The organism is Achromobacter sp. D10 (genome assembly GCF_035282245.1).
Lineage (GTDB): Bacteria > Pseudomonadota > Gammaproteobacteria > Burkholderiales > Burkholderiaceae_B > Achromobacter > Achromobacter insolitus.
The window spans coordinates 779,998-800,059 of the sequence record NZ_JAYJLE010000004.1; the positions used below are offsets into that span (position 1 = coordinate 779,998).

Sequence of the window (20,062 nt, forward strand, 5' to 3'; positions counted from 1 at the left end):
CCTACGGGTTCATTGTTCTGCGAGTTCGAGCATCAATTCCAGCAACACGCTGGCGCCCGCCTCGATATCTTTGTCATGCGTGAATTCGGCGACGTTGTGCGACAGCCCGCCCACGCTGGGAACAAACACCATGCCGGTCGGGCACATGCGCGCCAGCATCTGGGCATCGTGCCCGGCGCCGCTGGGCAGCCGCCGCACGCGGTGTCCCCGGGTGCGCGCGATCTGTTCGACCCGGCCGACAATGGCCTCGTCAAACGCCACGGGTGCAAAATCGGCCAGCACCCGATGGCTCAGCGCCACCCCTTCATCCGCCGCCACCCGCGCCGCATACTCCATGCAGCGCGCGATCGCCTCCTGCAAGGCCGCGCCGTCGGTGTTGCGCAGGTCCAGTGTGAAGGTCGCGCGGTTCGGAATGACGTTGATCAGGTTGGGAAAAAGATTGACCTGCCCCACCGTCGCCAGTTGGCCACCTCCCAACTCCACCGTCAGATCCCTGGCGAAGCACGCAATGCGGGCGGCCACGATGCCGGCGTCATGGCGCAGCGCCATCGGCGTGGTGCCGGCATGGTTGGACACGCCCTGCACCGTGAATTCGATCCAATGGATACCTTGCACGCCCGTCACCGCGCCGATGGTGTAGCCCTCGTGCTCCAGCACCGGCCCTTGCTCCACGTGCAATTCAACAAAAGCATGCACCTGGTTGTTGCCAGTCGGAGCCGTACCGGCATAGCCGATACGGGCCAGGTTCTCGCCCACCGACGTGCCGTCTATGCCGACCGTGGCCAGCGCATCCGCCAACGGCAGGTCGCCTTGAAACACCAGGCTGCCCATCATGTCGGGGGCAAAGCGCGCACCTTCCTCGTTGGTGAAGAAGGCCACCGCTATCGGCCTGTCGGTGACCACGCCGGCATCGTTCAACGCCGCGATCACTTCCAGGCCCGCCAACACCCCCAGATTGCCGTCGTAACGCCCGCCGGTGCGCACCGTGTCGATGTGCGAACCTGTCATGACGGGCGGACCGTTCTTGCGTCCGGCCCGCAACCCCACCACATTGCCGATGCCGTCCACCGTCACGGCCAGGCCGAGGTCACGCATCCATTGCACGACCAGATCGCGGCCCTGCCGGTCGGCGTCGGTCAGCGCAAGGCGGCAAACGCCGCCGCCCTCGATGGCGCCTACCTGCGCCAGGTCGGCGATGCGGCGCAACAAGCGGGCGCCATCCATCCGCACGGCGTTCCGCCCGGACTGCAGCGCTGCGCCAGTCATGCCACGGCCTCGGCTTGGACTTCGGCGGCGCTCCTGCCAACGATGCGTTGATAGAGTTCCGGGTCGGTCGCCCCTTCGCTGCCGAACACCAGCACACGGCTGCCTGCGTCCAGGCCCAAGGCATCGCGCAGCGCCGGATCGGCCAGCGCCGCCAGGCAGCCGGTCAGCCCCGCAACGGCCGATTCGCCGGCGACGATGGGCGCGTCGCCATACTTGCCATCAGCCAACAGGCGCACCGTCTCAAGCGCGGCCTCGTCGTCTACCGTCAGGAAAGCCTGCGCGCCCGGATGCAGCACCTCCCATGCCAGCAACGACACCTCTCCGCAGGCAAGACCCGCCATCACCGTATCCAGGTCTCCGTGCACCGCCACCGGCTTGCCGGCGCGGGCGCTCTCATAAAGGCAGGCGGCCTTGTCCGGCTCCACCACGATGAAACGCGGACGGCGCTCGCCCAATTGCTCCCAGAAATGGGCGCAGACGGCCGCAGCCAAGCCCCCCACTCCGCCCTGCAGGAACACGTGCGTCGGCAGTTCTCCATCGCCCGCCTCGCGCAACTGGCGCAAGGCCTCGTCGGCCATCACGGCGTATCCCTGCATGACGTCCTTGGGCACTTCCATATAGCCGGGATACGAAGTGTCCGAGACCACATAGCGTCCGAGACGGGCCGCGTCTTGCGCTGCCTGCCGCACCGAATCGTCGTAGTTTCCGGCGGTGCGCACTACTTGCGCGCCGTACTGCTCGATCGCCCGCTTGCGGCCTTCGCTGACGGTCGCGTGGATGTAGATCACGCATTGGCAACCGAAACGTTGCGCGCCCCAGGCGACCGAACGGCCGTGGTTGCCGTCGGTCGCGCAGGTCACCGTCATCGCCTGCGTCAGCTCCCGGTAGCGGCCGGACAGCAAATCGTCCACCGACAGATCGTCGCGCCCCAGCCGGGCCGCCAACTCCCGCAGCAGCTGGCGGCTGACCGCGTACGCTCCGCCCAGGGCCTTGAAGCTGCCCAGCCCGAAACGGCCGCCTTCATCCTTGTAGCGGATGCCTGCCACGCCCACGGCGCGCGCCAGCCCCGACAGATCGCGCAGCGGCGTCGGCTGATAACCCGGCCAGCGGCGGATCTGAGCCTCGGCCAGCGCATAGGCCTGGCCGCCCAGCACGTCGAGCTGCCTCTTGCCGTAGGGCGCGGCGGGCTCGAATGCCGGATTGGGCGCGTACTGCAGCCGGACGTTCGGAATCGGATGGTTCAAGTCAGTCTCCTCTTGGAAATCAGCGATGCAAGTCGCCGTAGTGTTCGTGCAGGCGTTCGATGTTCTGCAAGCGTTCGCGTGCGGCGGCCCCGAGTTTGCGGGCGAGGGCCGAGCACAGATGATTGATGACGCTGGTGGCGGCGACATAGGAATCGAACACGGCCGCGCCGCTGTTCACGCATCGCAGCACCAGGTCCGAGCGGGCGGGCAATTCGGTGGCGGTGGGATCGGTCAGCACCACGACCTTGGCGCCCACCCGGTTGGCATGTTCGACAATAGGTTTGAGCAACGTCACGCGGCGCCGGAAATCCATGACCAGCAGCACGTCGTCGGGCCCCAGGTCGGCCAGATCCTCGGCCAGGTTCAACCCCGCCCCCGGCACCAGCGCGACGCCGTCGCGCAGCTGCGTCAGCAAGGCCCAGGCGTACTGCGCCAGGACCCGGCCGTTGCGAAAGCCCGCAATGCAGATGCGGCGAGCGCTGGCAAACAGTTCCACCGCACGCTCCACGTCGCGGCTGTCCAGGCGCTCGAAGGTCTGCGCCAGGTTCTGCAGGTCGGTGGCCAGGTGCTCGGCCAGCGCGTCCCCCGTGGCGTCCGGCGGGCGCACGCCAGCCATTTCGTATAGCGGAGAGCCGCGATCAGCCTCGTCGCGCGCCTGGGCCCGGACTTCGTTGAAATTCTCGTAGCCCAGACGCCGGAAAAACCGCCCCGCCGTCGCCTTGGACACGCCCGCTTTCTGAGCCAGCTCGGCCCCCGAGTAGGCCGCGATATTGCCCAGGCACTCCAGGGTCACGCTGGCAAGCCGCTGTTCGCTGTCCGTGAAACTGTCCTGCAGCGCGAGGATGCGCTCCTGCAACACCGAAGTCATGATGATCCTGCCTTTGAAACTATGGTTTCAGAAATATATTCTCATGAAACTTTAGTGTCAACGCAAAATTTTGGATCATCGCGCCCGGTGTCGGGAACGACGCTTGCCGCCATGCCGGCGCAGTCACAGCGCGCCCGCGCTGGTCTATCATGGCTTTTTTCAGACGTGTTGTTGTAAGGAGCGTTACATGATCCGAAAGCTGATCCCCTTTTTGCTGGTCGCCAGCCTGACCGCGTGCGCCAACACCGGCGCCCCGCGCTCGTCCAGCACGCCAGCGGCCTCCAGCTCATCCAGCTCCTCCTCTTCCGCTGACGCCGGAACCAGCTATGGCGGGTCCTCTTACGGCTCGTCGTCCATGGGCGGCGGCAAAACCTGCGACGCCGCGGCGCTGCAATCCCAGATCGGCCAGAAAGCCACCCCGTCCGTCATGGAAGACCTGCGCACCCGCAGCGGCAGCGCCACCGCCCGCATGCTGCGCCCCGGGCAATTGGTCACGATGGAATACAACGCCACCCGCCTGAACCTGATCGTTGACGACAAGGACATCATGACCGCAATCCGCTGCGGCTGACTCTAGGCGCGTGCACCGCGTAGTATTAGAGGCTCGAGCCGCTAACGACAGCCCGAATTGCAGTTGCTGCTCAGCCTAGCGCATAAGTCGATTTACGCCCCACCGCAACGCGGTGACCGCCAGCGCGATGGGCAGCACGAGGCGCCATTGCCCCAGGAACAGCTCTCGGGTCGCTTCGCCCGGCGCCCAGGTGTTGCCGAACACCTGCGGCGAAGGCGGCGCCAGGTACAGGGTGATGAGCGCGGCCGCAAAGGTCGCCAGGGTCCGCCAAGGTAACGATTGACGCAGCCTGACCGAACGCTCGGCCAGCGCCAGCGCGACCGCGCCTGCCAGACCGGCCAGGATGGCCTCGACATAGAAATCGCGCGAGCCGTACAGGTAAGGCGCATCAGGGATCAGCCAGCCGAGGGCGCCGGTCGACAGCACAGAAGTCAGGATCGCGCCGAACAGGGCGGCGGCCGAGGACAGGATCAGCAGGTCCAGGACGCGCAAGAGGAGTTTGTACATACGGAGACGGCGGGAAGTTAAGCGCATTACTCAGCGAGAACGACATTGTCGCCCGGCCGCCGGGAGCGGACGGCCACCGCTAAGGCCGTCCATGCAATTACCTAAGCAGACCGCTCGCGCCGCCCTTGAGAAATTCAATCAGCGCTTGATTGACCTCTTCTGGAGCCTCCTGCTGCAGCCAATGCCCTGCCCCGGGGATAACTTTGCTGGCACGCAGTTGCGGCACAATTTCTGGCATGGCTTCAATGATGCGATCCATCCCGGGAATCGCCAGCCCGGTGTCCCGTTCTCCCACCAGATACAAGGCGGGGACTTCCACCTTTTTGCCCTCCAGGGCCGCCTGCAAAGCCCAATTCCGGTCCAGGTTCCTGTAGTAGTTCAGCCCGCCACGAAAGCCGCTGGTTTTGAAACCCAGGACAAAGGCATCCAGATCGCCTTGGGTAAGCCATGGCGGCAACTCCTCGGGAACTGGAAGCGGGGCAAGCAGCCCTGCCCCTTTGGCTACCATGCCAAAGGGATTTGGCGTACTCGGCTCGTCGCGCGGTCCAGCCTGACCTGACGCCGCCCAATAAATCGCGCGCAGCGTTGCGCTGATGTCCTGTTCAAATTCTTTTTCGGCAACGCCGGGCTCGCAAAAATAGTGCGTGTAAAACACTGCGGAGTCCGTCTTTGGAAACAGCCTGCTCGGCATGATCGGCGCCCTGCGCATCATGGGAACGCCCAGGGCGACCACCGCGCGAAAAACATCGGGTCGCAGTTGCGCGGCCTGCCACGCGATGCTGGCGCCCCAGTCCCCGCCTACGATCACCGCCTCTTCTGCTTGCTCGCTCTCGACCAATGCGACCAGATCGCCGATCACATCCATCGTCGTGTAAGCCGCCACGTCCGACGGGCTTTCGCTTAGGCCATAACCCCGCAGGTCGGGCGCTACCGCTCGAAAGCCCGCCTGTGCCAGGGCCGGTAGCTGATGACGCCATACATGAGAAGTTTCCGGAAAGCCGTGGCACAGCAGAACCAGTGGACCCTTGCCAACGGCAGTTACGTGGATCCGGACGCCATTGACGTTTACGTGCCGCGTTTCAAGCTCAGTCATGGTGCCATTCGATAGGAAAGCTTACGGAACGTCTATAATATCGTAACTTACACTGTTATGAAATCTGGATTTCATGAGCTGCGACACTCGCTTTGCTCGCTTGTTGCATGTCCTGGTTCACATGGATTTGCGCGGCGGCACTACTACCTCGGGGACGCTCGCCAAGATGCTGCACACCAATGAGGTCGTGGTGCGGCGGACCATGGCGGCACTGCGCACAGCCGGCATGGTCAGCTCCACGGGGGGTCGCAACGGCGGGTGGACACTCGCCAAATCGCTGGACACGATTACCGCGCAAGATGTCTACGAAGCGATTTCCCACGGCGCTGTATTCGCCATCGGGCCTGCCAAGGACAACCCCGCTTGCCCTGTCGAACGCGCCGCCAATCAATTGGTAGTCGACGCCATGCGAGTCGGCGAAAAGGCCCTGCTGCAATATCTTGGCACCCGCCTGCTTTCCGATTTTGCTGCGCAGATTCGGGCAACGTAGCGCTCCCCAGGATTCGTTATGGCCGCCATTCGCCGCGCATTTGCGCAAATCGGCACGCAACAGACGAGCAATTGGCGCGCTCGGCATCGCCTGACAATCCTTGACGATTGAGCTCTGGCGATACATTACGACACACTGTAATCTTTCCCATACATACTGTGTCGCTTAGACCGAAGCCAGGCTCCGGGCCGGACGGCACCCGGGCGGCACAGCCCTCTGATTGCCAGACAGCCCGCGCCGCCCGAATCCGTTCCTTGCTTTTGCCCCTCTATGCCTGCAACCTTGCTTGAATGGTCTGTGCCCGCGGCGATCCTGCTGTGCGCCCTCGGACTCTGCGCAGCACGCGTTGTTGGATTCAATACGGTGCGGTGGGGCTGCGCCCTTGGCAGCTTGGGTATTGGCTACGCCATCATGCTGGTCCAGGCCAGCGGGCTTTCCCCTTACAAGCAAGTCATCGAGGATGCTTTTATTCTGGGCGGCGTCATTTTGGCCTGTCGCGCCCTCCTCGGTCGTCGCCACAAGCAGACTTCTTCCTACATTGACGTCGCGGTGCTCTTGGCATCGACGGCAATGGTAATTGTCTCCGTCGTCCTGTTTGCCAGCGCAAAACTGGAGACGTTCTTCGTCCAGGCCTTTTGTGCACTCGTGCTCTGGCGGGCCACGATCTCCTTTGCCAGGCATGTCGCAACTACGTCGGACAGAGTGCTCATCGCCGCGTTTCTCTTCATCGCGCTGGTGCTCACGGGTCAGTGCGTCCTGTACATTGCCGCCCCGGCACCTCTCGCCTTGGGTGAATGGAGATCTTCCGTCTGGGGAACGCTCATCCAATACACCGGACTGCTGGGCAGCATTGCCCTGACCTTCGCGGTGTTCATCGCGACGAGCTATGACGCCATAGAGAAGTACCGTAACCAGGCCCAAACCGACGCCTTGACGGGCTTGCTCAACCGGCAGGGCCTCGAGAGCCTTTTCACCTCCGTTTCGAGACCGCTCCTTGCGAATACGGCAACGCCGACCGCGTTGATCATGGCCGATATCGACAACTTCAAACGCATCAACGATACCTTCGGCCACCCGTTCGGCGACATGGTTCTGGCTCGATTCAGCGGGCTGCTCCGGCCAAACACAGACACCCAGACCTTTGCTGCTCGGCTGGGCGGGGAAGAGTTTCTGTTGCTGCTACCCGCAACGGGCCTCGAACGCGCGGCAGCAGTCGCCGAGGAGATTCGCGCGAATTTCGTGGCGCAACGATGGGCTCCGCACGCTCCCAGTTCCCGCTTCACGGCCAGCATGGGCGTGATCGTGATACATGCGGGAGAACCGTTGTCCGATGCGTTGAAACGAGCGGACGACTTGCTCTATCTGGCCAAGCGCAAGGGGCGAAATTGCGTTGTCGCGGGCGAGGCGCCCAACGACGCCGTGCACGGCCTTTCCTCGTGCGGCGACGAAGCCAGCTGCGAGCAGGTTCACGCATAAGCAGGTAGTCCGGCGTCCTCCACCGAGGGTTATCACCTATGAAAAAAGCAGACCGCGTGCCGTATCGATGAGGCGTAGTTCTTATCCACTTGGGAAGGGGTTGTCGTGGTCAACGAAAATTGCAATCGCGCGGGGTGGTCAAAATGGATAATCCTGGCGGCATACGCGGCCAATTCTGCCACCCCCGTCAGCGCGCAATCGGTCTCCAGCACCGGTCAAGTGCAGCCAGGCTCGGTCCAGACACCGAATTGGACTGTCGGAAGCGATCTGATTGTTGGCGATGACCTTGCCGGGACATTGACCATCAGCGATGGCGGATCCGTGCTCAATGATTGGGCTTTCATTGGCAACTTCAATGGCGGCGTGGGTTCCCTCACGGTGTCAGGCCGCGACGGCGTTGGCGCTCCCTCCACTTGGACCAGCCTCGGCCCGGTGTATATCGGCGCCGAGTCGGGCAGCAATGGCGAAGTCCGCATTCTGGCCGGGGGATGGGCAGACAGCGCTTTGGCCAGCATTGGCGTCAATAACGGCAGCATCGGAAGCGTCGTCGTATCCGGGCCTGGGTCAAGTTGGAACCTCGCTACGAGCAATGGGTTCATGATTGGCGAGGGCGGTAACGGCACGCTGCAAATCGATAATGGCGGCGCGGTGCATAGCGGCCAGGCACTGATCGGGCGCGGCCCCGGCAGCCAGGGCAGCGTGACGGTATTGGGGCCGACATCCGTCTGGGACCCGTTCAACAATATCTACGTCGGTTTCGAGGGCCTTGGCGAGCTGCGCGTCCTGGAAGGCGCCACCGTGCGCACCGTCGGATCGTCGGCGCCAGGCGCCGCCGCATCGATCTACATCGGCAACCAGGCGGGCGGCGTCGGCACGGTGAGCGTATCCAGCACGACCTCCAATATCTCGACACTAAGGGCAAGCGATCGTATCGAAATTGGCTCGGCAGGCACGGGAACCTTGAACATCGCCAAGGGCGGGCTGGCGGTCGCCGACAGCGACACGTGGGTAACCGTAAGCAGCACCGCCACAGGCACGCTGAACCTTGTTGGCGATGCCAGCGGCCGCGGCGTGCTGGAGACCGGCTCGGTCATCAAGGGCGCCGGCAACGCCACCTTTACCCTGGACGGCGGCGTCCTGCGCGCTCGGCGCGACAAGGCCAATTTCCTGAATGGCTTCCTGACGCAGGCGATCGGAAGCGAGGGGGCCTCGTTCGACACCAACGGCTACGAAGTGGGGGTGATGACCGCGTTCTCGGGAACCTCCAGCTTCAACAAGCTGGGCGCCGGCAGGCTGACCTTGTCGGGCGACAGTTCCGCCTTCACGGGAACCACCGATATCCACGCCGGCACATTGCAGATCGATGGCGTTCTCGGCGGGCCGGTAAACGTCCTGGCGGGAGCACGGATGACCGGCACGGGACGGGTCGGTGCGACGGTCAACCGGGGCACCGTCGCACCGGGGCCGCGCAGCGGCTTCGGTACCCTCACCGTCGCAGGCAACTATACGGCCCAGGGCGGGAACCTGGAGATCCGCACCCAGCTTGGCGGGGACAACTCTCCAACAGATAAGTTGGTCATCACGGGCGACACCGCAGGCGCGACGCCCGTCAACGTGAAGAACATGGGAGGCGCTGGCGCGTTGACCCAACGAGGCATACAGATCGTGCAGGTCAACGGGATCTCGGCGGGGCAGTTCAACCTGGCGAACGGCGACTATGTCATCGAGGGGCGCCCGGCCCTGGTGGCTGGCGCCTACGGGTATGTCCTGCAACAGGACTCGGCCGACGGCGGCTGGTATCTGCGATCATCCCTGACCGACCCCGGCACACCGCCAACCAATCCGGGTACTCCGCCGACGGATCCCGGCACACCACCGACCAATCCGGGCACACCGCCTACCGATCCAGGTACCCCCCCGACGGATCCCGGCACACCGCCGGCCGGCGGCGTTTCACCCGGCGCCCCACCGCCCTTGCTGTATCAGCCTGGTGTGCCGGTCTATGAAGCCTACGCCAACACCCTGCTTAACCTGAGCCGACTGCCCACCCTGCGCCAACGGGTCGGCAACCGCCTCTATGATTCCGCGGATGTGGGCCGCAACGGCGTATGGAGCCGGATGGAGGGCACGACGAGCCGGCTCGAGCCTTCCACGTCCACCACGGGCGCGCGCCAGGATATCGACAGCTGGAAGGCGCAATTTGGTGTTGACCGTATCCTGGCGGGTCAGGAAGAAGGATCCCGTCTGGTGGGAGGCATAGCGGTTTACTACGGCAAGGCCGACACACATGTGTTTTCGGTGTATGGCAACGGCATGATCGACACCACGGCCTATGGCCTGACACCGACCCTGACCTGGTATGGCAAGAATGGCGTCTATATCGACACGCAGGCCCAAGCAACCTGGTTCGACAGCGACCTGAAGTCCCGGCTGGCCGGCAAGTTAAAGGGCGGCAGCCAAGCCAACAGCTATGGGCTGGGTATCGAAGCAGGCAAGGCGTTCGGGTTGAACGAGCGGCTGGCCCTAATCCCTCAGGCGCAGGTGAGCTACGTATCAACCCGCTTCGACAGTTTCAATGATAGATTCGGCGCGCGCGTTGAAAGTGACAAAGGCAACAGCCTGCTTGCCCGCATCGGTATCGCGCTGGACTACAAAAGCAATTGGCAAACTGGTGGCGTGAATCGGGAATCGAGCGTCTATGGCGTCGTCAACGTGAAACATGAATTCCTGGACGGAACCCGTGTGCGCGTGGCCGACGTACCCGCAGCCAGCCGCATGGCGCGGACCTGGGGCAGCGTGGGAGCGGGGGCAAATTACGGTTGGGGCGACCGCTATGCGATTTACGGCCAGGTCGACGCCGACGCGGATTTCTCCGGCAGCTATATCGTCACCGCGACCGCAGGTTTCAGAATGATGTTTTAGATCCGCGTGCATAGCACACAGCGACTTTACTTGAAGGCACCGCAGGCTTGCGCAGCGCTGTGCCTGTTGATGCCGCGGCGCACTTATCCGGAAATTGCATGGAGGGCCGAACTGGACCAACCCGGTCGACGTCCATAACGATAAGGATAGAAAGTGGCTGGTGCTCTCGGACGTGATGCCCAACACGCGCTTCGAGCGGGATATTCCTCCAGCCAGCTTCGCTGGCTGTCTCTGCCCTCCCCCAAAAGCTAGACGCTTGGCCGGCCGCGGGCTGAGTTCGCATGGACCGGGGCTCATGCAACGTATTTAGCCCGTCGCGTTCCGGACGACGGGCTTTCTTCATTCGCGATGCGCTACCGCGGGTTTATCTCAATCATTCAGTGGCATGTGCGGTATCACTGCCCGCGAGGCTGAAGCCTTCGTCCAGCCATCCCGTGATACCGCCAATCATCACCTTGACCGGCCTTCCCAGCTGAGCGAGACGCAGCGCGCCGCGCGTCGCGCCATTACAGTGTGGACCCGCGCAGTACGTGACGAAGAGGACATCTGCTGGATAGTCCGACAGTTTCGATTCGACGATTTTTCCGTGCGGCAGATTCAGAGCGCCCGGCACGTGCCCCTGCGCATACAGGGCAGGACCGCGCACATCGAGCAGGACGAAACCAGGCGTGCCGCTGGCGAGGGCGCTGGCGACGTCGGAGCAATCGGTTTCGAACTGGAGCGCCGCGCGAAAATGGGCAAGCGCGGCTGCACTGTCGGCGGCGTGGATGGCGGTAACGGCGTTGGTAGTCGACATGTTTTAACTCTGAGGGAATTGTCCGGAGATAGAAGCGCCTGGAGCATGATCCAGGAGCCCTATTCTGACCTCGGATACCGATCGGGATAAGTGGCGCGATAGCCAATCTTCGGTAAGATTACGCCATGAGCAATCATCTCGTCGTCGCGCTGGCTTACGACCAGCTCTGCACTTTCGAATTCGGCTGCGTGACCGAGCTCTTCGCGCTCGAACGTCCTGAGCTGGATGTCGACTGGTATCGCTTCGCGGTTTGTGCGAGCGAGCCCGGCCCGCTTCGAGCCGCAGGCGGGATTACGGTTGCCGCGCCCTATTCGCTGAAGCTGCTCGATCAGGCGGATACGATCGTGGTGCCTGGTTGGCGCGACGCGGACGAGATGCCGCCCCAGCCGCTGCTAAAGAAGATCCGTACCGCTCACCGGCGCGGGGCGCGGCTTTGCTCGATCTGCTCCGGCGTATTCGTCTTGGCCGCAGCCGGCGTGCTGGACGGCATGACCGTGACCACCCATTGGCGATATGCCGCAAAACTGCAGCAGCGCTACCCCCAGATCCGTGTTGAACCGGACGCGCTATATATTGACGAAGGACAGATCATCACTTCGGCAGGGTCGGCTGCGGGGTTGGATATGCTGCTCCACCTGGTCCGCCGCGATTACGGCGCAGCAGTCGCGAACCGGGTCGCGCAGCGGCTCGTGGTAGCGCCGCACCGGGAAGGCGGGCAGGCACAATTTGTCCCACGTCCCATGCCGCAAGACGAAAGTGGCCGTCTGACGAAGTTGATGGACTGGATGCGCCAGCATTCCGCATTGCCGCACACCCTGCGCTCGCTCGCTGAACAAGCCGCGATGAGCCCACGGACGCTGCAACGGCAATTTCATGATGCCACCGGCATGGCGCCGTATGAATGGCTTGTGCGCGAACGCGTAGCGACGGCCCGTGAGATGCTCGAAGCGCAAACGCCCCTGCCTATCGGCCGTATTGCCGAATTGGCGGGGTTCGGGTCGGAAGAGTCGATGCGTAAGCACTTCCGACGTATCGTGCTTACGAGTCCGACCGCATACCGCGAAAGATTCGGGCACGGTGCGATAGCCCAGAAGCAGGCGTCTGGAGCGGGCGCGGGGTGATAATTCACGCCAGCCAGGAAAACCTATGGCAAAAGCAGGCAAAAAAAAGGTGCCAGACTACAAGTTCGCGCTCAATGAACGCAGCAAAAGCAGCCTGACACCTGTTTTGCATCGCTCAGGCGCGATCAGGGTTCGTACTTGGAAATCTTCGTACCCTCGAGCGACACGCCGGCCATCAGCCCGCCATTGTTCATCACGAAGCCGACAATCGGCTTTTTCGCCGTGTTGCTGTCGATGCGGCCGTTGGCGCCGACATTGACGATAGCCACGGTGGCATCCGCGCCCACCGTCCAACCGCTGCTGTTGCGGAACTTGTTCAAGGCTTCATCCGTCATGAACAGCAGGACCATGGCCTTTGATTGCGCGCCCGCCTGAAAGCCGATCGAACCGGACGTGGTCTGGTAGTAGCCTACAGCCGAGTCGCCCACCCGCAGCACGCCCTTGCCGTGCTCGGCGCCGACGATGAAGCTCCCACTGAGCACATCGGGGAAAATCAACACGCCCCGGGCGCCAGCGACCAGCTCCTTGGATGATGGCGCGGCTTGGTAAAGCTTGCTCAAGGTTGCGCTGGCCGCGCTATCCAATGATTGCCGCGTATCGGTCTTCGCCGGGGCAGACGGCTTGGACGGCGGGGTGGTGGTACAGCCCGGCAGCAGGAATCCGGCCGCACTGATTGCGATGGCGGCAATACTGGTACGGCGCAGTGCAGGAAAAGTATCAAACATGGAACTCTCCTTTGGGTGACGTCCCTCAAATACTGTACCGGCACAATCCTTGATCAACACGGCAGGAATGTGGTGACGCAGGAAAGACGACTGGCGGCCGTTACAGTATCCCGTAACGGACCTCTGAAGTGAAGTGCCGTGACGGTGTGACGCTTCACCCCAGCCGACGCGCCTTCAGCCGAAACGTCACGTTCAGGAAGCTTTAAGGATGAACGATTGCGCAGGCCCCACGCCGTCAATCATCCCCTCCCCCCGCCGCATTGCGCGCCTCGGCCAGGGCCACCGTCAAATGCATCACCTTCTTCTTCAGCTGATCCCTTTCATCCGTTAGCCGAGTCAGCAGGTCGCGTAACCGCGCCACCTCCGCCGGTAAGTCGGCAATATTCTCGATAGGAATATCCGGCACCGCCTCGCGCGGCGGCGGGGCTTTGGCCTGGCGGACCTCTCGGGCGGCTTGTTGTAATTCCTTTCTGCCCCCGGCCACCGCCGCGGCCTGGCGCTCCGGTGGCAGCTCCGCCACCGCCGCGGCGGCGTTGATGGAGATGGCGCCGTCTTTGACCGCGCGCACCAGTTCCGGCGCCGCAGCCTTCTGGATTTTCTCGATCTGCCCCAACGTGTTGCTGCTGATGCGGGCGGCCCTGGCCAGGGCCTGGCGGCTCAGCGCCTGCGGCACAGGCGTGGCCGGCAGCGGCGGCGGGTCGCCGGAGTCTTCGTCCCAGGGAGGATCGTCGGGTGCGGGCGCCGACGCGGTGCGCGCTTGCAGGATTTCTTTTTTACGCAGCGCCAGGACGCCGCGCTGGAAATCCGACACGCTACGCCGGCCCAGGTGGTTTTCGATCATCCAGAGATGCACGTCCTCCATGGACTTGAACGAGGTGTTCTGGCGGGTCTCGAATGGAATGCCGTGCTTCTGGCACAGGGCGTAGCGGTTGTGGCCGTCGACCAGCAGGTCTCCCCATAGCACCAGGGCGTCGCGGCAGCCCTCGGCCAGCAGGCTGCGTTCAAGCGCGTTGCGCTCGTCGTCGGTCAAGGGGTCTATGTAGGCGCGCAGGCCCTCGTCTATCCTGATTTCCATATTGTCCAAAATACAGTTGCCCCGGCTACGCCAGGCCCTGACCTCGCAGCACGTCCTGGATCGCCGCCAGCCGCGCCACCGGGTCCGTCATGGCAAGCAAGGTGGCTTTGTCGTCGGGCGGCAGCGGCAGCAGTTCGCACCAGCGGTCGGCGACCCAGCCGCTGTCGTCCAGCCTAAACGGCGGGCCCAGCGGCATTCGTTCGGGGGACACGCCGTCCTGCTGCCATTGGGCCACCAGGCGCCCCAACGCGTCGGCGCTAGCCTGCATGGCGGCCGGCACGGGCGCGGGCGGGTCGTCGGCGATGGGCTCGGTCTGGCCCATCCAAAGGCCGTATTTTGCCACCTCGCTGGAAAGCAGCCGGAAGCGGCTGGTGCCGACGCAGCGCAGCTCCAGCAACGCCGGCATGGGCGCGTCCCAGGCGTCGATGCGCGCCATGGTGCCCACCGGAGCCAGTATTTCCACACCTTCGGGTGTGCGGACCTCCTGGCCCGACAACAGGCCGACCACGCCGAATTCGCTGCCGTCCGCGATACAGCGGCGGATCATGTCCAGGTAGCGCACCTCGAAGATGCGCAGGTGCAGCACGCCTGCGGGGAATAGCGCGTTGGATAGCGGAAACAGCGGGATCAGAGACATGGCGGCCTCCTATTTCACGACGAATACCTCATCGACGGGCACTTGCATGGCGGTGACCATGGCATTGGTCTGCGCGGCCATGCCGATCACGCCCAGCAGTTCGGCATGCTGGCCGTCGGTCATGCCCTTGGCACGGGCGGCAGCGGTATGGGAATGGATGCAATAGGTGCAGCCGTTGGCCGTGGACACGGCGATATAGATCATTTCACGGACCAGCGGCGAGAGCTCGCCGTCCGCCATCATGACGAGCTTGAGCTGGCCCCACACCCGCTCCAGCTGCGGCGGGTCGTTGGCCAGTGCGCGCCAGAAGTTGTTGACGAAATCCGACTTGCGCGTGGCCCGGATGTCCTCGAACACGGCCCAGGCTTGCGGGCTTTGGCGGACTTCTTCGTCGGACAGCAGTTTTACGGTGCTCATGCTTCGCTTTCCTGAAAACTCGTTCAATTCGATGAAAAGACATGTCACGCACTCGCCGTATCGCGCGGCGCGGCCATGCCCTATGATGTAGCCCGGCCAGCGGCGCTCAGACGCTGCGGCCGTCGTACGGAATGCGGGGCCAGGCGTTGAGATCTACGTTTTCCAGGCAGCGCACATTCACCGCCGCCGTCTCCTCGCCTTTGGGCCCCACGCCGAAGCCGAATGGCGCGCAACCGCAATTGGCGCAGAAATGATGTGAAATCACGTGCTTGTTGAACCGGTAGGTCGACATGCCGCTGGCGGGCGTGGTGATGCGCACGCTGGCGCGGGGCACGAACCACAGCAGATAGCCTTTGCGGCTGCAGTGCGAGCAATTGCATTCCAGGACCTGGGACGGTTCGCCTTCGACTTCGAACGCGATGTGTCCGCAATGGCAGCTTCCTTTCAGCATGGCCGGGCTCCTTCATTAACGTCGGGTCGGGCTTCCATCATAGAGCGGCGCCGGCCGTCATGGCACCGTCCGTTCAACACTCTGGAGACATCATGCCCCAACTATCCGCCTACCTCAGCTTCGACGGCAATTGCGCCGAGGCAATGCGCTTCTACGAGCGCGTGCTGGGCGGGCGGATGGAGGCGATGATCCGCTACGCGGACGCGCCGCCCGACGCCGCCATGCCGGCCCTGTCCGACGAGGACGCCGGGCGTATCATGCACGCGCGCCTGGGCCTGGACGAGCAGACGCTGATGGGCAGCGATGCCACCGCCGGCCACCCCTACCCCGGCAAGCAAGGCGTGGCCCTGTCTTTGGCCTACCCGACCGTTTCGGACGCGCAGCGTGTCTTCGACCTGCTGGCCGACGGCGGCAGCATTACCATGCCGCTGCAAAAGACGTTCTGGGCCGAGGCCTATGGCGCGCTGATAGACCGCTACGGCACCCGCTGGATGGTCAGCGGCGGACGCCTTTCCCAATAGAAGACACGAGGCGGCGACCCCGCCGCCCTCCACGGAGCGACAACTGATGACGCATGGCATACACGGCAAGCAACGATGGTGGGCGCTGATGGTGCTCTGCCTGGGCGTATTGATGATCGTGCTGGACACGACGATCGTGAATGTGGCCCTGCCCTCGATCCGCGAAGACCTGCGTTTTACCGAGACCTCGCTGGTCTGGGTGGTCAACGCCTACATGCTCACGTTCGGCGGCTCCCTGCTGCTGGGCGGGCGGCTGGGCGACCTGCTGGGCCACCGCCGGATGTTTCTTGCCGGCCTGGTCGTCTTCACCGTGGCGTCGCTGGCCTGCGGCCTGGCCCAGAGCCAGGCGCTGCTGATCGGCGCGCGCGCGGCCCAGGGCCTGGGCGGCGCGGTGGTCTCTGCGGTATCGCTGTCCCTCATCATGAACCTCTTCACCGAGACCGGCGAACGGGCGCGCGCCATGGGCGTGTACGGTTTTGTCTGCGCGGGCGGCGGCAGCATCGGCGTGTTGCTGGGCGGCCTGCTCACCAGCGCGTTGTCATGGCACTGGATATTCCTGGTCAACCTGCCGATCGGCGTGCTGGTCTATGCGCTGTGCCTGCGGCTGATTCCCGCGGCCCGGCCCGCCGCAGCGGGCACCCGGCTGGACGTGGCGGGCGCGCTCAGCGTTACCGCCTCGCTCATGCTGGCCGTGTATGCCGTGGTCAACGGCAATGAAGCCGGCTGGACCTCGGCGCAATCGCTGACGCTGCTGGGCGCGGCGGCCGCCCTGATGGTGTTGTTCCTCACCATTGAAGCGCGGGTGGAATCCCCGCTGATGCCGCTGGGATTGTTCCGCTTGCGCAACGTGGCAACCGCCAATGTTGTCGGCGTGCTATGGGCCGCCGGTATGTTCGCCTGGTTCTTTGTGTCGGCCCTGTATATGCAGCTGGTGCTGGGCTACAGCCCCATGGAGGTGGGCCTGGCGTTCCTGCCGGCCAACCTGATCATGGCGGCGTTCTCGCTGGGCCTGTCGGCCAAGCTGGTGATGCGCTTCGGCATCCGCGCGCCGCTGGCCACTGGCCTGTTCATCGCCGCGCTGGGATTGGCCTTGTTCGCTCGCGCGCCGGTGGACGGCAGCTTTGCCGCCGACGTCCTGCCAGCGATGCTGCTGCTGGGACTGGGTGCGGGAGTGGCCTTCAATCCCATGCTGCTGGCCGCGATGAGCGACGTGGAGCCCAGCCAGTCCGGCCTGGCCTCCGGCGTGGTCAACACGGCTTTCATGATGGGTGGCGCACTGGGCCTGGCCGTGCTGGCCAGTCTGGCCGCGGCCCGCAGCGCAGGCCTGGCGGCCGCCGGCGCCGAGCCGGTCGCGGCCTTGAACGGCGGTTACCAGCTGACGTTTCTGGCGGGCGCCCTGATTGCGGCGCTGGCCGCGGCCCTGAGCGCGCTGCTGCTGCGTTCGCGCAACCGGGAAATGTCGGTCCAGGCCGGACCAACGCACTGAACCGCATTCCTCTGGCGCGGCGGCGGGCGGCCACTGCCCGCGCCGCGCCAGCCGGCCCGGACACTACGGGCGCGGCATCCAGTTTTCCACCAGTTTCACGAACGCGCTGGCGCCTATGGGCAAAAGCGCATCGTTGAAGTCATAGCTGGTGTTGTGAACCAGGCAAGGCCCCTCGCCATGGCCCGGTTCGCGGTGCTCGCCTTCGCCGTTGCCAATGAAGCAATAGCTGCCGGGCACCGCTTCCAGCATGAAGGAAAAGTCCTCGGCTGCCATGATGGGCGCCTGGGGCAGCACGCGATCCTGTCCCACCACGGCAGTCAGCGCCGTGCGCATGAACGCGGTCTCGGCCTCGTGGTTGATGGTCGACGGGTAGTGCCGCGTGAAGACGAAATCGCATTCGGCGCCGAACATGCCGGCCACGTGCTGCGCGACCTCGCCCATGCGGCGCTCGATCAGGTCCAGGGTTTCGCGGGTATAGGCGCGCACGGTGCCGCGCAGTTCGCAGGTGTCGGGAATGACGTTGACGACCCCGCCCGCCTGTACCGTCGTCACTGAGATGACGGCCGTCTCCAACGGCTTTTTATTGCGGCTGATGATGGTCTGGAAAGCCTCGATCATCTGGGCCGCCGCGGGAATCGGATCGATGGCCAGGTGCGGCATGGCGGCGTGGCCGCCCTTGCCGCGTATCGTCACATGGAACTCGCTGTTGGAAGCAAGCACCGGCCCCGGCGACGAGGCAAAGCAACCGACCGGAATACCTGGCATGTTGTGCATGCCGAAGACCGCCTCCATGGGGAATTTCTCGAACAGTCCGTCGCGCATCATCTCGCGCGCGCCGCCGCCGCGCTCTTCGGCGGGCTGGAAGATCAGGTAGACCGTGCCGTCGAAGTTGCGATGGCGCGCAAGGTGCTGCGCCGCGCCCAGCAGCATGGCGGTGTGGCCGTCGTGGCCGCAGGCGTGCATCACGCCGGGATGCTTGCTGGCATGGCTGAACTGGTTGACCTCGTGCATGGGCAGCGCATCCATGTCGGCGCGCAGCCCCAGCGTGCGCCCGGAATCGCCGTTGCGTATCACGCCCACCAGGCCGGTCTTGCCGAAGCCGCGGTGCACCGGGATATCCCAGCTTTCCAGCAGCTGGGCCACCAGATCGGAAGTGCGGTTCTCTTCAAACGCCAGTTCCGGATGCGCATGGATGTCCCTGCGCACATCGCGGATGGACGGGGAATTTTCAACAATCTCTTCGATCAGGTTCATAAGCTGCTGCGGGCTCCGCAAGCGGGGCGCGCGATACTAGGTTGGAAGAAGGGAAATCAATCGGGCTTGATGCCCAGCTTGCGCAGCACGGGGCCGGATGCGGCCCGCTCCTCTGCCACGCGCTGGGCGAAGGCCGGCGCCGCCAGATGGTACGGCAAGGAGCCGTGGCTGGCGTACATCTGCTTGAGCGCGCCGTCCTGCTGGGCGCGGCCGATCTCTACGTTGAGCCGTTGCACGATGGCGTCCGGCGTGCCGGCACGCGCCGCCACGCCCAGCCACACCGCGCCTTCAAAGCCCGTGAAATGGCTGGCAGCCAGCGTGGGGGCCTTGCCGAAGGCCGCGTCCGGCACGGCTTCGCTCATGGCCAGCACGCGCAGGCGCCCTTCCTTGACCATGGGCTCCACCAGCGCGGTGCCCGCGAAGTAGATTTCCGTGTCGCCCGCAAGCACGGAGTTCAGCGCGCCGGTGCCAGTCTTGAATGGCACGTGCATGATGTCCACGCCCGACTGTTCGCGCAGCATCTCGAACAACACGTGGGGCGGGCTGCCGTTGCCCGAGGACGCGTAGTTGAGCCGGCCCGGCTGCTGGCGCGCCAACGCCAGCAACTGGTCCAGGGACCGCGCCTGCAATTTGTCGTTGACCGTCAGCGCCATGGGAATGACCGCCAGCGGGCTGACCGGCTGCAGGTCACGCGCCGGGTCGTAGGTCAGCGCCGGAAAAATATAGGGGTTCCACACCAGATGCGCATTGGTCACCAGCGCCAAGGTGTGGCCGTCCGCCGGGGCGGACTTCAATTGCTGCATTGCCAGCATGCCGCCGGCGCCGGGCTTGTTCTCGACTACGACGGGCTGGCCCAGCGCGTGGTGCAGGCGTTCGGCCAGGGGTCGCGCAAACAGATCGGGCAGACTGCCAGGGCCGCCGTTGACCAGGATGGTGACCGGCCGGGCCGGCCAGTCCTGGGCGCTGGCCCACGGGCTCACCGTCACTGCGGCAATCGCGGCCAGGCAGGCCGCCATGCGCTTTAGCAAGGGTCGACGGGCGGGCGTCCGGGACGGATTGCGGGTGCGCAGCCGGGCTTGCCGGATGTCGTGTAGCCGTATCACTGCTTGTCTCCTGGTGGCGCCCGCCGCCGGCTTCATGCC

At 64.4% G+C, this 20,062-nt stretch carries 20 protein-coding genes; 7 read left to right on the plus strand and 13 right to left on the minus strand.

Features of this window, described 5'->3' with window-relative positions; translation table 11 throughout:
- Positions 1 to 9: 9 nt before the first annotated feature.
- Genes VCS63_RS15870 through VCS63_RS15880 form a run of 3 tightly spaced genes read right to left on the minus strand, consistent with a single transcriptional unit; the run spans position 10 to position 3,378 of the window.
- Positions 10 to 1,266, minus strand: a complete 1,257-nt coding sequence (locus tag VCS63_RS15870; protein ID WP_063962414.1) for a M20 family metallo-hydrolase — start codon at positions 1,264 to 1,266, stop codon at positions 10 to 12.
- The gene (locus VCS63_RS15875) at positions 1,263 to 2,510 is read right to left on the minus strand and encodes a diaminopropionate ammonia-lyase (protein ID WP_063962413.1); all 1,248 of its coding nucleotides are present in this window, start codon (positions 2,508 to 2,510) and stop codon (positions 1,263 to 1,265) included. The genes VCS63_RS15870 and VCS63_RS15875 overlap by 4 nt, the downstream gene beginning before the upstream one ends.
- A gap of 19 nt (positions 2,511 to 2,529) precedes the next feature.
- Positions 2,530 to 3,378, minus strand: a complete 849-nt coding sequence (locus VCS63_RS15880) for a MurR/RpiR family transcriptional regulator (RefSeq protein ID WP_042793807.1) — start codon at positions 3,376 to 3,378, stop codon at positions 2,530 to 2,532.
- A gap of 187 nt (positions 3,379 to 3,565) precedes the next feature.
- Here VCS63_RS15880 and VCS63_RS15885 point away from each other — a divergent pair, with 187 nt between their 5' ends.
- The gene (locus VCS63_RS15885) at positions 3,566 to 3,949 is read left to right on the plus strand and encodes an I78 family peptidase inhibitor (protein WP_323880299.1); all 384 of its coding nucleotides are present in this window, start codon (positions 3,566 to 3,568) and stop codon (positions 3,947 to 3,949) included.
- A 75-nt stretch (positions 3,950 to 4,024) separates the two neighbouring features.
- Here the strand turns inward: VCS63_RS15885 and VCS63_RS15890 are convergent, their stop codons facing one another.
- Entirely contained in the window at positions 4,025 to 4,456 is a 432-nt protein-coding gene (locus VCS63_RS15890) for a hypothetical protein (RefSeq protein ID WP_323880301.1), read from the minus strand.
- A gap of 97 nt (positions 4,457 to 4,553) precedes the next feature.
- A complete protein-coding gene (locus tag VCS63_RS15895; RefSeq protein ID WP_323880303.1) occupies positions 4,554 to 5,549 on the minus strand; it encodes an alpha/beta hydrolase in 996 nt (331 codons plus the stop codon).
- Positions 5,550 to 5,622: 73 nt separating this feature from the next.
- On the opposite strand from VCS63_RS15895, the gene VCS63_RS15900 reads away from it, so the two are divergent.
- The 3 genes from VCS63_RS15900 to VCS63_RS15910 all read left to right on the plus strand — a co-directional run bounded on the left by VCS63_RS15900 (position 5,623) and on the right by VCS63_RS15910 (position 10,437).
- Complete coding sequence (locus tag VCS63_RS15900) at positions 5,623 to 6,039, plus strand: RrF2 family transcriptional regulator (protein WP_063640080.1); 417 nt, start codon at positions 5,623 to 5,625, stop codon at positions 6,037 to 6,039.
- Between the two features lie 411 nt (positions 6,040 to 6,450).
- Complete coding sequence (locus VCS63_RS15905; protein ID WP_323880305.1) at positions 6,451 to 7,515, plus strand: GGDEF domain-containing protein; 1,065 nt, start codon at positions 6,451 to 6,453, stop codon at positions 7,513 to 7,515.
- Between the two features lie 105 nt (positions 7,516 to 7,620).
- Positions 7,621 to 10,437, plus strand: a complete 2,817-nt coding sequence (locus tag VCS63_RS15910; RefSeq protein ID WP_323880307.1) for an autotransporter outer membrane beta-barrel domain-containing protein — start codon at positions 7,621 to 7,623, stop codon at positions 10,435 to 10,437.
- Between the two features lie 373 nt (positions 10,438 to 10,810).
- Here the strand turns inward: VCS63_RS15910 and VCS63_RS15915 are convergent, their stop codons facing one another.
- Positions 10,811 to 11,233: a rhodanese-like domain-containing protein gene (locus tag VCS63_RS15915; protein ID WP_042793815.1), complete on the minus strand. Its 423-nt coding sequence runs from the start codon at positions 11,231 to 11,233 to the stop codon at positions 10,811 to 10,813.
- A gap of 125 nt (positions 11,234 to 11,358) precedes the next feature.
- Here VCS63_RS15915 and ftrA point away from each other — a divergent pair, with 125 nt between their 5' ends.
- Positions 11,359 to 12,354: a transcriptional regulator FtrA gene (gene ftrA, locus VCS63_RS15920; protein WP_164793789.1), complete on the plus strand. Its 996-nt coding sequence runs from the start codon at positions 11,359 to 11,361 to the stop codon at positions 12,352 to 12,354.
- A gap of 125 nt (positions 12,355 to 12,479) precedes the next feature.
- Here ftrA and VCS63_RS15925 read toward each other — a convergent pair whose 3' ends face one another.
- The 5 genes from VCS63_RS15925 to VCS63_RS15945 all read right to left on the minus strand — a co-directional run bounded on the left by VCS63_RS15925 (position 12,480) and on the right by VCS63_RS15945 (position 15,659).
- Positions 12,480 to 13,079 carry a YSC84-related protein gene (locus VCS63_RS15925; protein WP_149064451.1) on the minus strand — a complete coding sequence of 200 codons (600 nt, stop codon included), beginning with the start codon at positions 13,077 to 13,079 and terminating at the stop codon, positions 12,480 to 12,482.
- 235 nt (positions 13,080 to 13,314) lie between these two features.
- On the minus strand, positions 13,315 to 14,154 hold the full coding sequence (locus VCS63_RS15930) for a hypothetical protein (RefSeq protein WP_063962407.1): 840 nt from the start codon (positions 14,152 to 14,154) through the stop codon (positions 13,315 to 13,317).
- Between the two features lie 25 nt (positions 14,155 to 14,179).
- Positions 14,180 to 14,791 (minus strand): LON peptidase substrate-binding domain-containing protein, encoded by a 612-nt coding sequence (locus tag VCS63_RS15935; protein WP_042793819.1) that lies wholly within the window; start codon positions 14,789 to 14,791, stop codon positions 14,180 to 14,182.
- Between the two features lie 9 nt (positions 14,792 to 14,800).
- Positions 14,801 to 15,208, minus strand: a complete 408-nt coding sequence (locus VCS63_RS15940; RefSeq protein ID WP_063962405.1) for a carboxymuconolactone decarboxylase family protein — start codon at positions 15,206 to 15,208, stop codon at positions 14,801 to 14,803.
- A 106-nt stretch (positions 15,209 to 15,314) separates the two neighbouring features.
- Positions 15,315 to 15,659: a GFA family protein gene (locus VCS63_RS15945; protein WP_042793821.1), complete on the minus strand. Its 345-nt coding sequence runs from the start codon at positions 15,657 to 15,659 to the stop codon at positions 15,315 to 15,317.
- A gap of 92 nt (positions 15,660 to 15,751) precedes the next feature.
- Here VCS63_RS15945 and VCS63_RS15950 point away from each other — a divergent pair, with 92 nt between their 5' ends.
- Both VCS63_RS15950 and VCS63_RS15955 read left to right on the plus strand, forming a co-directional pair.
- Complete coding sequence (locus tag VCS63_RS15950) at positions 15,752 to 16,180, plus strand: VOC family protein (protein ID WP_042793822.1); 429 nt, start codon at positions 15,752 to 15,754, stop codon at positions 16,178 to 16,180.
- A 46-nt stretch (positions 16,181 to 16,226) separates the two neighbouring features.
- Positions 16,227 to 17,666, plus strand: a complete 1,440-nt coding sequence (locus tag VCS63_RS15955; RefSeq protein WP_323880310.1) for an MFS transporter — start codon at positions 16,227 to 16,229, stop codon at positions 17,664 to 17,666.
- Between the two features lie 63 nt (positions 17,667 to 17,729).
- Here the strand turns inward: VCS63_RS15955 and VCS63_RS15960 are convergent, their stop codons facing one another.
- Both VCS63_RS15960 and VCS63_RS15965 read right to left on the minus strand, forming a co-directional pair.
- The gene (locus VCS63_RS15960; RefSeq protein WP_104653537.1) at positions 17,730 to 18,920 is read right to left on the minus strand and encodes a M20 aminoacylase family protein; all 1,191 of its coding nucleotides are present in this window, start codon (positions 18,918 to 18,920) and stop codon (positions 17,730 to 17,732) included.
- A gap of 56 nt (positions 18,921 to 18,976) precedes the next feature.
- Positions 18,977 to 20,062: tripartite tricarboxylate transporter substrate binding protein (locus VCS63_RS15965; protein ID WP_323880313.1), on the minus strand; the 1,086-nt coding region annotated here is incomplete at its 5' end.

Excerpts from the sequence above, each read along its gene's own strand:
- ftrA (WP_164793789.1), top strand. The coding sequence starts at position 11,359 with ATGAGCAATCATCTCGTCGTCGCGCTGGCTTACGACCAGCTCTGCACT.
- VCS63_RS15880 (WP_042793807.1), bottom strand. The coding sequence starts at position 3,378 with ATGACTTCGGTGTTGCAGGAGCGCATCCTCGCGCTGCAGGACAGTTTC.
- VCS63_RS15895 (WP_323880303.1), bottom strand. The coding sequence starts at position 5,549 with ATGACTGAGCTTGAAACGCGGCACGTAAACGTCAATGGCGTCCGGATC.
- VCS63_RS15960 (WP_104653537.1), bottom strand. The coding sequence starts at position 18,920 with ATGAACCTGATCGAAGAGATTGTTGAAAATTCCCCGTCCATCCGCGAT.
- VCS63_RS15930 (WP_063962407.1), bottom strand. The coding sequence starts at position 14,154 with ATGGAAATCAGGATAGACGAGGGCCTGCGCGCCTACATAGACCCCTTG.
- VCS63_RS15935 (WP_042793819.1), bottom strand. The coding sequence starts at position 14,791 with ATGTCTCTGATCCCGCTGTTTCCGCTATCCAACGCGCTATTCCCCGCA.
- VCS63_RS15905 (WP_323880305.1), top strand. The coding sequence starts at position 6,451 with ATGCTGGTCCAGGCCAGCGGGCTTTCCCCTTACAAGCAAGTCATCGAG.
- VCS63_RS15900 (WP_063640080.1), top strand. The coding sequence starts at position 5,623 with ATGAGCTGCGACACTCGCTTTGCTCGCTTGTTGCATGTCCTGGTTCAC.
- VCS63_RS15955 (WP_323880310.1), top strand. The coding sequence starts at position 16,227 with ATGACGCATGGCATACACGGCAAGCAACGATGGTGGGCGCTGATGGTG.
- VCS63_RS15925 (WP_149064451.1), bottom strand. The coding sequence starts at position 13,079 with ATGTTTGATACTTTTCCTGCACTGCGCCGTACCAGTATTGCCGCCATC.
- VCS63_RS15915 (WP_042793815.1), bottom strand. The coding sequence starts at position 11,233 with ATGTCGACTACCAACGCCGTTACCGCCATCCACGCCGCCGACAGTGCA.
- VCS63_RS15940 (WP_063962405.1), bottom strand. The coding sequence starts at position 15,208 with ATGAGCACCGTAAAACTGCTGTCCGACGAAGAAGTCCGCCAAAGCCCG.
- VCS63_RS15870 (WP_063962414.1), bottom strand. The coding sequence starts at position 1,266 with ATGACTGGCGCAGCGCTGCAGTCCGGGCGGAACGCCGTGCGGATGGAT.
- VCS63_RS15890 (WP_323880301.1), bottom strand. The coding sequence starts at position 4,456 with ATGTACAAACTCCTCTTGCGCGTCCTGGACCTGCTGATCCTGTCCTCG.
- VCS63_RS15945 (WP_042793821.1), bottom strand. The coding sequence starts at position 15,659 with ATGCTGAAAGGAAGCTGCCATTGCGGACACATCGCGTTCGAAGTCGAA.
- VCS63_RS15885 (WP_323880299.1), top strand. The coding sequence starts at position 3,566 with ATGATCCGAAAGCTGATCCCCTTTTTGCTGGTCGCCAGCCTGACCGCG.
- VCS63_RS15950 (WP_042793822.1), top strand. The coding sequence starts at position 15,752 with ATGCCCCAACTATCCGCCTACCTCAGCTTCGACGGCAATTGCGCCGAG.